Here is a 13,959-nt window from a genome sequence, read left to right as displayed (position 1 = left end):
AGGCGGCAGGCTCGGCCGCCGAGGTGAAGCAACATGTCCCCGAACGATAACAGGATCGACGCGCGAGACTGGTCGCTGCTCGCGGTGCTCTCGGTTCTCTGGGGCGGATCGTTCTTCTTCAATGGCGCGGCGCTGCGGGAATTGCCGCCGCTGACGCTGGTGCTGCTGCGCGTCGCGCTTGGGGCGGCCATTCTGCTGCCGTTGCTGCGGATGCAGGGTATCGGTCTTCCCAAGGGCATGGCGGGCTGGAAGCCGTTCGTCGCGATTGGGCTGCTCAACAACGTCATCCCGTTCTCGCTGATCGTGCTCGGCCAGACCTACATTCCGAGTGGGCTGGCCTCGATCCTGAATGCGACCACGCCGCTGTTCACGGTGATGGTGATGGCGGCGGCCGGCGAAGAGGCCCTGCAGATGCGTCGGGTGGCCGGCGTGGCGCTCGGGCTCGCCGGCGTCATCATCCTGCGCGGATGGGAAACGAGGCCGGGGCAGGGGCTCGGCATCCTGCTCTGCCTGGGCGGCGCATTCAGCTATGGCTTTGCGGCGCTGGCCGCGCGGCGGCTGCTGAAGGACACGCCTCCGCTGGGAACGGCGACGTTTCAGCTGATGGCATCGACTGTGATGATGGCGATCGTCGCCGGCGCCATGGAGCAGCCGTGGCATCTTTCGATGCCGGGCCTGACGACCTGGCTCGCGGTGCTTGGCCTTGCCGCCCTGTCGACGGCGCTCGCCTACATCGTCTTCTTTCAGATCATTCGGCGTTCGGGCGCGACCAACGTGATGCTGGTGACTCTGCTCATTCCCGTCACCGCCATCCTGCTGGGATGGCTGGTGCTGGGTGAGCCGATCTCCGCGCGCGAGATCGCGGGCGCCATCGTCATCGGTAGCGCATTGCTCGTGATCGACGGGCGCGCGCTGAGACTGCTGCGGCGCACCGCGTAAGTTCCGGGTCCGTCGTTTCACGGCGCGGAAAATCGCGGCGCTTGCCAGCGGCGAACGGCCTTGCGACACTCTCCGCAAAACAAGACTACAAAACATAGGGGAGAGAACGATGCCGGGTCGTCGCGAAAGCCTTGCTGCCCTCGCCATTCTTGCTGCCGGCGTGCTCGTCACGGCACCGGCTCTGGCGCAGAAGAAATACGATCCCGGCGCCACCGACACCGAAGTCAAGATCGGCAACATTATGCCCTATAGCGGGCCGGCGTCGTCCTATGGCGTGATCGGCAAAACCGAGGCCGCCTATTTCAGGATGATCAACGACCAGGGCGGAATCAACGGCCGCAAGATCAACTTCATCAGCTATGACGACGCCTATTCGCCGCCGAAGGCGATCGAGCAGGCGCGCAAGCTGGTCGAGAGCGACGAGGTGCTGCTGATCTTCCAGCCGCTCGGCACGCCCTCGAACTCGGCGATCATGAAATACATGAACGCCAAGAAGGTGCCGCAGCTGTTCGTCGCCTCCGGCGGTACCAAGTTCGGGGACCCCAAGAATTTCCCGTGGACCATGGGTTTCCAGCCGAACTACCAGAGCGAGGGGCGGATCTACGCAAAGTACATCCGCGATCATTTCCCCAACAGCAAGATCGCCGTGTTCTGGCAGAACGACGACGCCGGCAAGGACCAGTTCAAGGGCCTGAAGGACGGGCTCGGCGACAAGGCCGGCATGATCATCGCCGACAAGTCCTATGAGGTCAGCGATCCCTCGATCGACTCGCAGATCGTGGCGCTGCATGACTCGGGCGCCGACATCTTCTTCTCATGGGCCGCCCCGAAGGGATCGGCGCAGGCAATCCGGAAGGTCGGAGAGCTCGGCTGGAAACCAAAATTCTTCCTCGCCAATACCGCGACCTCGGTCGCCTCGGTGCTCAAGCCCGCCGGGCTCGACTATTCCAAGGATATCATCTCGACCGTCTATCTGAAGGATCCGACCGACCCGACCTGGGACAAGGACCCGGCGGTGGTGAAGTGGCGCGAATTCATGGACAAATATTATCCCGATGGCGACAAGGCCAACGCCAACAACATCTACGGCTATGTGCAGGCCGAGGCGATGGCGCAGGTGTTGAAGCAGTGCGGTGACAATCTCACCCGTGAGAACGTGATGAAGCAGGCCACTAGCCTGAAGAATTTCCACACTGATCTGATGCTGCCAGGCATCATGGTCAACACCTCCACCGACGACTATTTCCCGATCGAGCAGATGCAGTTGATGCGCTTCAACGGGCAGGCCTGGGAGCTGTTCGGCGACGTCATCACCGGCGAGGTCGGCCACGAGCGGAGTCCGTAGTTCGGTTGTATGTGCCAACAGCGGTCGCGGTGTCCAACTCCGCTAAAGAAATGTCCTCCCGGGTGTGTTCTACTTCACATTGCAGCCGGGTCGGCCCAGCGTAGTCTTCCCTATTGTTCGGGCACCTGTGTCGACGCGCGCTGCGTCTCCACGATGTCCCTGATCTGAATTGTGCCCTGCCTCGGCGAGGGCAGAGCCATTCATGCAAGCGTCGCCTGCTATGTGGGAGCGCGTAACATGGACATCATTGAAGCGATCGTTACGAAGAGCCAATGGATTATTGCGATCTTGGCACTCTTTGTCGTTGCCTGGGCTCGCTTCAACTCTCCGCCCACCAATCGGTCCGGTACGACCTTCGCGCTGTTCTTTTGGGGGGTGATATTCTACTATGCCCTGATGATACCGCTCTGGCTGGTCGTCATGATCGGACTCGTCCAGGGCAGCATCGGGTTCGACTTCATCGTCGGCCAGGTGAAGGCGGTAGATCCAAAGGCGCAGGCGCAACTGGCTCAATATGCTCCGATCGTGGCCGTGCTCATCATCGTCGTCGCTTCGCAATTCCGGCAGGTGGCACGGATCGACCGGGCCGCGCGCGCATTTTGTGTCAGATTGGCCGCCATTCCGCGTGAAGCCGACCGACTCGCATTTGAACTCGCGCAAACCACGGGTTTCGTCCCGCGCGACGACCTTCGAAGCAAGGTGACCAAAATCGTTTCGGAGAATATCGGTCCGCAAGCGTTGAGTTTCAGCAGGGACGGTACTCTTCCCGACCGCTTCACAAGAGCCATCGGCCTTTACAACCTGTTCGTCGGACCCCGGCAGAATGCCGCGGCACTCGACTTCACCGGAAATGGCTATGGCCGATCCGCCTACGCCATGATCATGCAATTGGGCGACGCGGTGGCGGCTCGTGGGGATGCCCGTTACGAAGAGATGATGCACGCCGGTCTTGCCTTTTTCACGTCGTCGCTTCCAACCCCGGAATTGAAGGACGCTTTGAACCGCAACATTGCTGAGGTCACCAACCTCACTTGCGGCCTCGTGTCTCGCTATGTCCTGTTTTGCGAACGGACCCATAGCGGCCGATTGCAGCGGCTAGCGAGGATGGGCTTCGCCTACAGTCCGGGGCCGACCTTTGGGCTGGATCAATGGGCGACGACGATCTTCCTCGTGACGGCCTGGAGCATTGGCATGATGGTGTTCATGCCGGGAACACTTCCGATCGACGTCGGCAAGGTGCTGACGATTGCGGTCACGTTCGGCGCTTCGATCGGCTTCGCAGTCCTGGGCGCGATCGTCGTGGCGCAACGCTTCATCGGACGCAAGGAAGGCAACACACCCGGATATCCGCCTATCGCCGAGTTGGTTGTCGCCGGTCTCGTCGTCGTGGGGCTGTCGATTGGGCTCCGGATCGGCATTCCACTAGTGTCCGCCCTGATGCAGGGAGGAGGATATCAGGACGTTCTTAGGCAGTTCATCGAGCGGCTATACGGCGTCATCACGCCTTTCATCTGTACGATTTCCCTCGGGCTCATTTGTTCCTACATGGGATGTTCGCGGATGAGCTGGTACCGCGTGGCGGCCCTCGGGGCTCTCGCGAACGGCGCCGCGCTGACCTGTGCGGGGTGGCTGGTCGCGCATATGATCGGCCAGCAAGTACTGGCTCTGTTCTATGTACATCCGCAGGATGCGATCCAACTGGTGGCGTTAAGCACTGGCTTAACCGGCTTCATCGTCGGCGGCATGGTCCTCGCGGTCTTCAATGAGTCCGAGCGCATACGCAACGTCACTGCTGAGCGGATAGCCACCAGTCCGCACAAGGAGTTTCCATTGCATGATGCGCCGTCGATTGCCGGCGGACTCGAACCTCCGCCAGCGACGTCTAGGTTCGACGTCGCCGATGATCTTGGTTACCGCGATCGCGCGGGAGTGGAGGCCTTCGAGGGGGACTACGTCTGCTTCAGGCCCGCGTTCTCCAACCCCGAGATCATCAGTGCCTACATCATCGGCATTCATTGGGACGAAACCGAGTCCTGTCTCATGTTCGAGGAACGCGAGCGTGTTGATGCCGGGCACACGCAGAGGGGCCGTGTCTACATCCCGGATGGACGCCCGTTCCTGAACTTCGTCACCCTCGAAAAGGGAGCGATACGTCTGATCATGGTGTCACGTCCCGATAAGAGAAACGAGCCCGCACGCGGTCTGATCACGACGCTGTCCAATCCCGGTGGCGCCCAGTTTACACCGGCGAGCGCTCCGATCGTTCTCAGGCGTGTGGTCGATCACACGCTTCAACTCGGCTTCATTCGGCCGGGAGCGCTCAGCTACGAAAGCTATCGCCGCGAACTCGAAATGGTCGTGCCCGATTTCGGCGTCTTTGCGTTGGCTCCCCCCCAGGTGGCTTGCGTGGCGGCGGAGTAAAAGGCCTAGTCGGCGCTGAGCCGCACGCGGGCGCGCAGAAATCTCTGCGGATCGACCGCTTCACCCCCGATGCCGGTCTCATAATGCAGATGCGGTCCGGCTCTTGCCTTCAGCGCCATACCGCCGGCGACGCCAACGCCCAGCACATACATCCAGCCTTCGTGGAAATCGAACAAATGCGAGTTCAGAAGCGAGCTCGCGATGTTCTGTACGACGGCCACGAGCCCGATCCAGGCCGCAAGGCCTTCGTCAAGGAACAGGCGAAGGTGGGCGATCCACATGGCGTAGAGCAGAGCGACGCCGAGTACGCCCCATTGCATTGCGACATTGAGGGTCTGGTTGTGGGGATTGCTGACGATCTCCGCATCGAGGCGGCTTCCACCGGTGGCGGCGCGCTCGAACTGGCGCTTGATCGACCCGGTGCCGTGACCGGTCAGGGGCGCCTCGGCAATGGCGTGAAGCGCCTTGCGCCAATAGGTCAGGCGTTGGGCGGTCGAGGCTCGGCTGATGTCCTCGTGGCCGTGGCGGTATTCCACGGCGATGTCCGCAATGCGGTGGCGCAGATAGGGCGATGTCGTCCAGGCCAGCGCGCTCGCGGCTATCGTGCCTGCGAGCAGGACCAGCGCCGCGCGTCGGCTCAAATGCCTCCAGGCGAGCAGTCCAAGCAGCACCGCGATGCACAGCAGCGCCGTGCGCGCGAAGGCGACGAACGCCATGTTGGTGGCGAACAGCAGGATCAATGCCAGACAGACGGCTGTCGCGACCACGTTTCCGCCGCGCCAAAAAGTCAACGCCGGCAGCGCGAGCGCAAAGGCGCACAGCGTGAATTCCTGGCTCTGGTCGATGTAGTTCTTGACGGGAACGCCCGCCGACGCGGTCGCGGTGAGCTTCCAGGCGGGATCGTGCAGCACGATCCAGGAGTAGACTGCAAGCAGCGCGCAGGATACGAGAAAGCCAAGGAAAACCCAGAAACCGCGTTCGGATCGGCTGAAGTGATAGAGCAGTGCTGGAATGAGCACGAGCTTTGCGACCGGCTTGATCGCATGCACCCGGTCGGCCCACGCGCCGTCCGACCAGAGCGTGCCGAGAAGCGCGAGCAGCAGCAAGACAAAGGGCAGGGCGAACGCAGGCCGTGCGAGCTGGCGTCCATAGTCGCGCCAGTCGATGGTCGGTGTCACCACCAGCAGCCAGAGCCCGACGAAGATCGAAGCCGCTGTGGTCGACCAGGGCAGGGACGCCGCGATCAACACAGCGAGCACATCGGCGGCCCCGATCAGAGCGCGCGATTTGCCCATGGCCTGCCATCGGGCGCGCAAGGCTTGTCGACCGGCCGGGCCGGACCATTCCGCGGTTTCAGCAGTCATGTGCAACGACGCTTATTGCGCGGCGGCCAGGCTTTCCCGGGGCATCTCATGCCCGAGGAAGTCGCGCGCCTGGGTCTCGTAGCCGAAGCGCTCGGCGAGCTCGTGTCGCCGCGCGCGGATGCGGCCGCGGCATTCCTCCTGCCGCGTCAGCACGCGGGTGATTGAAGCTGCGATCGCATCGGTCGAGAACGGATCGAAATAGTCGGCGAGCTCGCCTGCGACCTCACGGAACACCGCGATATCGGAGCATAGCACCGGTGTGTTCGCGGCCAGCGCCTCGATGATCGGTATGCCGAAGCCTTCGGCCAGGCTCGGCATGATCAGCCCGTGCGCCTCCGCGATCATGGCGGCCTTTTCATGCTCGTCGACATAGCCGGCGAAGCGGACATTTGGCGGCAGGTTGCGCATCCGGCTGATCTGGCCCGCATGACCGATCACCACGAGATCGGCCTGAGGGACGTTGCGGAAGGCACGAATGACGGTGGCGACGTTCTTGCGCGGCTCGTTCGACACGATGATGACGAAGTTCGGCCGCCCCGGACGCCCCGACAGGGCTGGGAGGTGGAGGACATCCGGGGCGTCGAACCGGGTGCGGGGATACACGACCCGCGCCGGCAGGTGCGCAAATTGCGGCAACAGTTCCCTGAACCGCATCATGCTATAGTTTGAAACGAAGGCGAGCTCGTCAGCCTGGCGCAGGCTGGTGCCGATCCGCGCCAGGAACTGCCGCGTGGCGATGTCGCTGAGCTTGAGGTCGGTGAGCGGCAGCAAATCGTGGACGACGCAGATCACCTTGGCGTTCGGCTTGCGCCTGATCGCGACCCGCGTCGGGGTGTCCACGACGATGAGATCATAGTCACGCGCGTCGATCCGCGGCGGCGGCAGCAGGAAGAAGGCCGAGGAGTCCTGATAGTTGAAGAATCCGGGCTCGAGCTGGAATTCGCTGAACAGTTCGAGATGGCGCATATCCGGCGGAATGTATTCGAGCGCGGCGGTCCGGTTCTCGATCAGCCGGGCGTGCAGGCCAAGCAGGCCGATCGCGCGCAGGAGGCAGAGGATATTGTCCCGCGACAGCAGCATGGTGGCCTTGTGGCGGAACCAGTCGAACCTGCGACGCGCGCCGCTGAGCATCACCGGCCCGCTCACGTTGACCTCGTCGAGGAAGCGATAAAGAGCGAGCAGCTCGATGTTGCGTGACTGCGCCGGAAACAGCTTCGTGCGTCGCTCGCGCCGACATAGCTTGCGGTAACGCTTTGAGGTTTCCACCAGCAACGTGAGTTCGTGGCCTTCCGACGCGAGCGACCGTACCAATTCCCGGGTGAAGTGGAAGATGCCGCGCTTGTGATTGGGTTGTCCGAGCGACTCGGACACGACCAGGATGTTCTGTTTCATGCGCGTTTCTCTCGGAGCTCAAAGGTGTGCGTGACGGGCGGCTCGACCGCGATGGTCGAGGCGATGCGGCCGTGATCGAGGTTGATGATGCTGGAGCAGGTGCGGCGCAGCAGCGGCAGGTCGTGCGAGGCGATGATCACGATCGCCGCCTGCGAGACCAGGTTTTGCAGCCGTCTCTCGGCCTTCTCGGCAAAATGCTCGTCGACGACGCTGAGCCATTCGTCGAGCAGCAGGATGTCGGCCGGGAAAGCGGTGGCGGTCGCGAACAACACCCGCATCAGCATGCCCGAGGAGAACATCCGCAGGGGCAGGCGCTGCATGCGCGCTTCGAGCTCGGTGAAGGCCCATATCTCGTCGATCACGCTGCGTGTGGGCTTGCGACCGCTGATCCGCAGCAGCAGCGCGATGTTGTCCTCCGCCACGAAGTCCAGATTGACCCCGGCGTTCAGGCCGAGCAGGGGCACGACGTTGCCCCGGACCGTGACGCGGCCACTGCTCGGCGGATAGACACCGGCGATCAGGCGCAGCAGCGTCGACTTGCCGGAGCCGTTGGGCCCGGCAAGCCCGATACGGGCGCCGGCTTCGGCCTCGATCGAGACGTTGTCGACGGCGCGGATGATCCGCATCTTGCCCGGTTCGCGGATGAGGTGGCCGAGCAGCCGCCGCTTCAGCGAGAAGTCGTAGGCGCCGTAGAGCGGATAGTCGAGACAGACATCGTGCAGGCTGATCGAGACCATGCGTCAAATCCAGAATGCGGCTTTGCGCAGGTGGACCAGCGTCAGCACGCTCGCAAAGATCAGCAGCGCCAGCGTGATGAGGACGTAGACGATGCTGGCGGGATCGATATGGCCGCCTGCAAGTGGCTCGCGCCATACCGCGAACAGATGCGTCAGCGGATTGAGCCGCATCACCGTCGAGCGGTGATTGATCATCTCGGCCGACCAGATCACGGGCGAGGCGAGGAAGGCGAGCATCAGCGTGGATTCGATGATCGGCTTGAGGTCGCGATAGCGCGTTGCCGTCGCGCCGAGGACGAGGCTCAGGGCGAAGGTACAGGCTATGAACAGCAGGAGGCCGGGCAGCGCCGCCAGCGCGTGAGAGAGGTCGTGGGGCGAGAGGATCAGCCACAGCACCAGCGGCACGCAGGCGTTATGCAGCGCGAACAGCGCCTGGCGGAAGGTGCATTGCAGCAGGAAGATCACCGGCGGCAGCGCCCGGTCGCGGATCAGGCTCGCGGAATTCTGAAGCGCCGTGGTCGCATCGAGCACGACGCTGTTGAGGAAGGTCCAGGCCGTCATCGACAGCGCCAGCATCGGCAGGCGCGCCAGCATGTCGGCGCTCGACATCTGGCCGATCACCGAGCCCAATACGGCGACCATGATCGCCATCTGAAGCGACATCCAGAACGGGCCGAGCAGCGAACGCACGTAGCGGTGGCGCATGTCCGACCAGGCCAGTGCCGCCGCAATCCGGACGGTGTCCAGCCAGCCGGTCGCCTGCGGCAGCTCGGCGGCGGTTGCGGGTTCCCTGCACGACGCGGTGACGGCGTCGCGGTAGACGGCCTGCATGCCTTCCCTGAAGGCTGGGGCGGAATAGCGGGTGAGGGCGCGCGTCCGGGCTGACAGTCCCATGCGGCGGCGGCGCTCGGGATCGCTGATCAGCGTGTCGATGGCATCGCCGAGCTTTTCGGCATCGCCAGGCGGCACCGTGATCGCCTCCATGCCATGGCGGGCGACGCGCGGCACCGCGGTGTCGAGCGCCGTGTTCACAACAGGGCGGCCGGCGGCCATGGCCTCGAGCTGGACCAGGCCAAAGGTCTCGGCATTGGTCACCGACGGCATGACGAAGACGTCGGACAGGCACATCAGCTTGATGCGCTCGCTGTCGTTCACCGAACCGAGCAGGCGGACGCGGTCACCGAGGCCGAGCTCGCGGATCAGCTGCTCGAGCCGCGGACGCTCGGTGCCTTCGCCGATGATCCAGACCTCGAACTTGCGGTTGACGGCGGCGCGGATCAGGACGTCAAAGCCCTTGTAGGGCACGAGCCGGCCGCAGGCGAGCACGAGCCGGCCGCGATCGTTCACGTGGTGAGGCTCGATCTTCGGCCAGTCGTAACCCGAGGTGTCGATGCCGAACGGCACGACGTGGCATTTGTCGACGAATTCCCGCAGCAACGGCGTGTTCTCGATCAGCGCGTGGTCCGAGACGATGATCGCTTTCGCCCGGCGCAGTGTCCGCCGCATCAACGGTTCGATGAACCAGCGAAGGCCGGCATGGGTGACGATGTCGGCATGCCAGTGCACCACCAGCGGGCGATTGGCGCCGAAGCCGAAGGCGAAAACGAGGTCGGCGAGCGGGAAGGGGGCATGGAGCGCGAGCAAATCGTGCTCGGCAATCTTGCGCCAGAGCCGCCAGGGATAGGTGGGAGCGGTGGGAAGCGACAGGACATTGCCGAAGGAGCGAACGCGCTCGACCGGCACGTCATTGACGACGATCTCGCGCCGCTCGGCCGATTGCGAGCAGACCAGCACGGCGGAGGCGAAGCTGTCCTTCAGGCTGGCGCAGATGTCGCGGATCACCGTCAGCGTGCCGCCGAACAGATCGGGATAATAGATCTTGAAGATGTGCAGCACCGACGGGCGGCGCTGAGTTTCGCTGGTGTGATGCATGATGGTGTCAGCCTGCGAGAAGGGCCGCGACGAACGGTGCGGCCAGCACCGAGATGAAGATCACGCCGCGCAACAGCGCCGGCAGCATCGGCTCGATTGCGCCGCGCCCCCAGTCAGGAGCCGGCACAGCACGCAGTGAGTTGGAATTGCGGACCAAACGGTCAGCCATGGGTGTGAGTCCCTTTACGTCGCGCCCTCAGTGGCGTCTCATTTACGTGGGAAAATTTACCACGTCAATCGGAAGGGAGAAATAAGTGGGATTGTGTCCCACGTGGGGCGCGGGTACAATTCAGACATGAATGCCAAGTCCGGGTCCAAAGCAGCGGCTCCGCAGCCGACTGCCGCGAAGCTGCACGCGCCGCTGGCGCGGCTGCTGCGCCCGCTCGTGCGGCTCTGCATTCGCAGCGGCATGACCTTTCCTGCATTGGCGCAATTGCTCCGCGAGCTGTTCGTCAACGTCGCCGAGCACGATTTTGCGCTGGAGGGGAAGGAGCAGACCGACAGCCGTGTCAGCCTGCTCACCGGAATCCATCGCAAGGAGGTGGCGCGGCTGCGCGGTGCCGGCGCGCCGGTGCACGAGGCGCCGGCCGCGGTGTCGCTGACGAGCGCTGTGATTGCGCGCTGGCTTGCTGCGCCCGAATTCACCGATGCGAAGGGCGAGCCGCTGGCGTTGCCGCGCACGGCCGAGGGCGATGCGCCGTCGTTCGAGCAGCTGGTCGCCTCGGTGACCAAGGACGTGCGGCCGCGCGCGGTGCTCGACGAATGGGTCGACCGCAAGCTCGTCACCATCAACGATTCCGACGAGATCGAGCTGGTCGAGGCGGCCTTCGTCCCGAGCGGCGAGGACGACAGCAAGTGGCACTATCTCGGCCGCAATCTGCACGACCATATCGCGGCCGCCGCGCAGAACGTCTCAGGCGCGGCGCCGCGCTTCCTCGAACGCGCGGTGCACTACAACAACATTTCGCCCAAGCTGGCGCGGCGCCTCGAGGCACGCTCGCGCGAGCTCGCGATGGACGCGCTGAAGACCGCTAACCGCGAGGCCAACCGCGCGCTCGGCAAGGACAAGGGCGGCGACGCCCGCTGGAATTTCGGCATCTACATCTACAGCGAAGATGCAGATGGCGAGGCAGAGGCCAAGGAAGGCGGCAAGGACAGCGGCAAGGAAAGCGGCAAGGAGGGTGGTTCTTCATGAGCCGGCCGCCGCTGATCTCCCGCCGTCTGCTGCTGACAGGATTTTGGCTCGCCGGTACGGCGATGGCCCACGCGCAGGTTAAGCGCGGCACCGATCAGGGCATCGGCGGCACCGGAATCAGGCGCGGTGACGACCACGGCATCGGCGGCACCGGCATCGTCGGCGTGATCCAGCGGTTTGGCAGCATCTACGTCAACGGCGAGCGGGTCACTTATGCGAGCGACGTGCCGGTCCGGATCGACGGCGAGGCCGCGAGCCCCAAGGCTCTACGCATCGGCCAGCTTGCGCGCGTGGTCGCGACCCGTCAGGCCGACGGCACGCTCGTGACGCGCAACATCACGATCGCGAGCGAGGTCGCAGGTCCGATCGAAACCGTGAGGGGCAACGAGCTGACGGTGCTCGGCCAGAAGATCGTCACAAGCGAGAAGGAGAGCAAGCTTCGTGCCGGCACGCAGGTGGCCGTCTACGGCCTGCGCCGGACCGACGGCGTGATCGTCGCAAGCTTGATCGAGCCGCGGCGCGAGGCGACCGAGCGTGTCACCGGTCTCGTCGAGCGCGGGCCTGACGGCTTGCATATTGGCGGGCTGAGGCTGAGCGGGGTCGATCCGCTGCTGGTTGGCCAGCGCGCCCAGATCGAGGGCCGTTCGAGCCAGGGCACGATGCAGGCCGCGCGCACGCGCATCGACGACTTCTCGGATCTCGTCGGCGCAAGCCGCCTCTCGATCGAGGCCTATGTGCAGCGTGTGGGATCGAACCTCCAGCTCGGCTCAGGCTTCGTGGCTCGTGACGGTTCGCGCTTCGGCCCGGCCGCCGGCGAGGCCCGCATGGTGGTCAACGGCGTGTTCGATCGCTCGCGCGGCTTCCAGGTGGAGTCGGCTCAGGCCATCGGTCAGGGGCCTGGAGCCCCTCCATCCGGTGGCGGCAATCCCAATCGGTCGCCCGGCGGCTCGATCCTGCATCCGAACCGCAGCGCCACCACCCCGAGCGGTGGCCAGCCCGGCGCGCCAGGTGGTGGACCTGCCCCGGGATCTGGCGCAGGACCTGGCCCAAGTGCGAATCCCGGCTCCGCACCGGCGGGCCCGAGCGGCCCGTCAGGCCCCGGCGGATTTGGTTCGCCCGGCGGTGGGCCCATGGGACCCGGCGGTGGAATGGGCGGTGGCGGCTTCGGAGGTCCCGGAGGCGGGATGGGCGGCGGCCGGCGGTAGGACGCGGCCACGCTGGAAGCGCGTGGCGTGGGCTTGTTAGCCCGCGCTGAGCCGCACGCCGGCGCGCAAGAACTTCTGCGGATCGACCGCTTCGCCGTCGATGCGGGTTTCGTAATGCAGATGCGGGCCGGTGGAACGGCCGGTCGAGCCGACGAGGCCGATGACCTGGCCGAGCTTCACGATCTCGCCGACCTTCACGTTGATCTCGGAGAGATGGCCGTAGCGGGTCGACAGCCCGTTGCCGTGATCGACTTCGACCATGCGGCCGTAACCACCGGACCAGCCGGCCGAGACCACCTTGCCGTTGGCGGTGACGCGGGCGGGATCGCCGGTCGCGGCGCGGAAGTCGAGCCCGGTATGCATCGCGGGCCGGCCGAGGAAGGGATCGCTGCGCACGCCGAAACCGGAGGTGAATTCGACCTCGCCGATGACGGGCTTGCGGTAGGGCACCAGCGCCAGCGTGCGATTGAGCCGATCCATCTCGGCGCGGGTGACATTGATGCGGTTGAGCTGCTTCTCGAACGGCCCGGCATTGGCCGTCAGCTTGACGGGCACGAAAGGACCGCCCATCGCGGAGCGCGGCACGGCGGCTTCGAGGCTGGCGAGATTGAGGCCGAGGTCGCTGACGACGCCGCGCATCCGGCGCATGCGTGAATCCATGCCTTCCTCGACGGCGCTGAGCGTCGCCATCTGGCGACGCTCGACCTGGTCAAGCGAGGTCGTGAGCCGGACCAGGACGTTGTCGAAACCCTGGTTCTTGGCGAATTGGCTGGTCGGCGGTGCCGCGACGGTCGGCGCACGCGACTCAAGCCGCGCTTCGCGATCGGGCGGTGCCACGAAGATCACGGTGTCGCTGATCGGCGACGGCTTCGGCGTGCCCTGCGTCGCGCCCTGGCTCGAATCACCGCGCTGCGGGGCCGTGCGGGGGATTGATCCGGTCACGTCGGGCATGGCCCCGAGCGCCGTGGCGCGGGACTCCAGCGCCGTCTGGCGCTTCATGATCTGGTCGAGCTTCTGGTCGAACTGTTCCTGGTCGAGCAGCTGCCGGCTGGTGGTGCGGTCGACCTTGGCACGGAGCTCGGCGATGCGATCCTCGTAGGCGTACTGCATCTCGGCCTGACGTGCGATCAGCCGGGTCAGGACGTCGTCGCGGAAGGCGAAATAGGTCGCGGTCGCGGCCGACCAGAGTCCGAGCAGCACGACGGTGCCGACCACGATCCAGAACACCACCGGTCCGAGGCGGACCTGCTTGCCGTGGTGCACGATGGTGTAGGCGTCGTCGGTCGAGGGAAGGGGGATCGCGGCTGCAGCCACGGCGGCGGCAGGACGGCGATGGAGGGGCCGTCCGTGGTCGTGCGCGTGATGTTGGGGGTACTGCGAATATTGGGCAGAACTTTTCGACATCGGCACTCCCGCGCCGGTCGGATGA

The 13,959-nt window shown here is 64.8% G+C and carries 11 protein-coding genes; 5 read left to right on the top strand and 6 right to left on the bottom strand.

Going from position 1 to position 13,959, the window contains the following annotated elements:
• The first annotated feature begins 33 nt into the window (after nt 1-33).
• The 3 genes from AB7G19_RS23835 to AB7G19_RS23825 all read left to right on the top strand — a co-directional run bounded on the left by AB7G19_RS23835 (nt 34) and on the right by AB7G19_RS23825 (nt 4,705).
• Nucleotides 34-939, top strand: a complete 906-nt coding sequence (locus AB7G19_RS23835) for a DMT family transporter (protein WP_354113156.1) — start codon at nt 34-36, stop codon at nt 937-939.
• A gap of 109 nt (nt 940-1,048) precedes the next feature.
• On the top strand, nt 1,049-2,284 hold the full coding sequence (locus AB7G19_RS23830) for an ABC transporter substrate-binding protein (RefSeq protein WP_354123642.1): 1,236 nt from the start codon (nt 1,049-1,051) through the stop codon (nt 2,282-2,284).
• A 237-nt stretch (nt 2,285-2,521) separates the two neighbouring features.
• Nucleotides 2,522-4,705 (top strand): hypothetical protein, encoded by a 2,184-nt coding sequence (locus AB7G19_RS23825; protein ID WP_441268139.1) that lies wholly within the window; start codon nt 2,522-2,524, stop codon nt 4,703-4,705.
• Between the two features lie 5 nt (nt 4,706-4,710).
• Here the strand turns inward: AB7G19_RS23825 and AB7G19_RS23820 are convergent, their stop codons facing one another.
• The 5 genes from AB7G19_RS23820 to AB7G19_RS23800 are packed head-to-tail and all read right to left on the bottom strand — an operon-like array spanning nt 4,711 to nt 10,299.
• Nucleotides 4,711-6,069, bottom strand: coding sequence for an O-antigen ligase family protein (locus tag AB7G19_RS23820; RefSeq protein WP_441268138.1), 1,359 nt, complete (start codon nt 6,067-6,069; stop codon nt 4,711-4,713).
• A 12-nt stretch (nt 6,070-6,081) separates the two neighbouring features.
• Nucleotides 6,082-7,461 (bottom strand): glycosyltransferase family 4 protein, encoded by a 1,380-nt coding sequence (locus tag AB7G19_RS23815; protein ID WP_354123645.1) that lies wholly within the window; start codon nt 7,459-7,461, stop codon nt 6,082-6,084.
• On the bottom strand, nt 7,458-8,198 hold the full coding sequence (locus AB7G19_RS23810) for an ABC transporter ATP-binding protein (protein WP_354123646.1): 741 nt from the start codon (nt 8,196-8,198) through the stop codon (nt 7,458-7,460). Before AB7G19_RS23810 ends, AB7G19_RS23815 begins: the two co-directional genes overlap by 4 nt.
• A gap of 3 nt (nt 8,199-8,201) precedes the next feature.
• Complete coding sequence (locus tag AB7G19_RS23805) at nt 8,202-10,130, bottom strand: glycosyltransferase (protein ID WP_441268137.1); 1,929 nt, start codon at nt 10,128-10,130, stop codon at nt 8,202-8,204.
• A 7-nt stretch (nt 10,131-10,137) separates the two neighbouring features.
• Nucleotides 10,138-10,299: a hypothetical protein gene (locus AB7G19_RS23800; protein WP_193375689.1), complete on the bottom strand. Its 162-nt coding sequence runs from the start codon at nt 10,297-10,299 to the stop codon at nt 10,138-10,140.
• A 126-nt stretch (nt 10,300-10,425) separates the two neighbouring features.
• Here AB7G19_RS23800 and AB7G19_RS23795 point away from each other — a divergent pair, with 126 nt between their 5' ends.
• A complete protein-coding gene (locus tag AB7G19_RS23795) occupies nt 10,426-11,325 on the top strand; it encodes a DUF6502 family protein (protein WP_354123648.1) in 900 nt (299 codons plus the stop codon).
• On the top strand, nt 11,322-12,530 hold the full coding sequence (locus AB7G19_RS23790; protein ID WP_354123649.1) for a DUF5666 domain-containing protein: 1,209 nt from the start codon (nt 11,322-11,324) through the stop codon (nt 12,528-12,530). The genes AB7G19_RS23795 and AB7G19_RS23790 overlap by 4 nt, the downstream gene beginning before the upstream one ends.
• A 36-nt stretch (nt 12,531-12,566) precedes the next feature.
• Here AB7G19_RS23790 and AB7G19_RS23785 read toward each other — a convergent pair whose 3' ends face one another.
• Nucleotides 12,567-13,934: a M23 family metallopeptidase gene (locus AB7G19_RS23785; RefSeq protein WP_201266171.1), complete on the bottom strand. Its 1,368-nt coding sequence runs from the start codon at nt 13,932-13,934 to the stop codon at nt 12,567-12,569.
• Nucleotides 13,935-13,959: the final 25 nt, after the last annotated feature.

It is taken from the genome of Bradyrhizobium sp. 215_C5_N1_1 (assembly GCF_052075935.1).
Lineage (GTDB): Bacteria > Pseudomonadota > Alphaproteobacteria > Rhizobiales > Xanthobacteraceae > Bradyrhizobium > Bradyrhizobium barranii.
The sequence above is the reverse complement of the archived record's forward strand: the minus strand, read 5'-3'. Positions and strand labels throughout refer to the sequence as shown.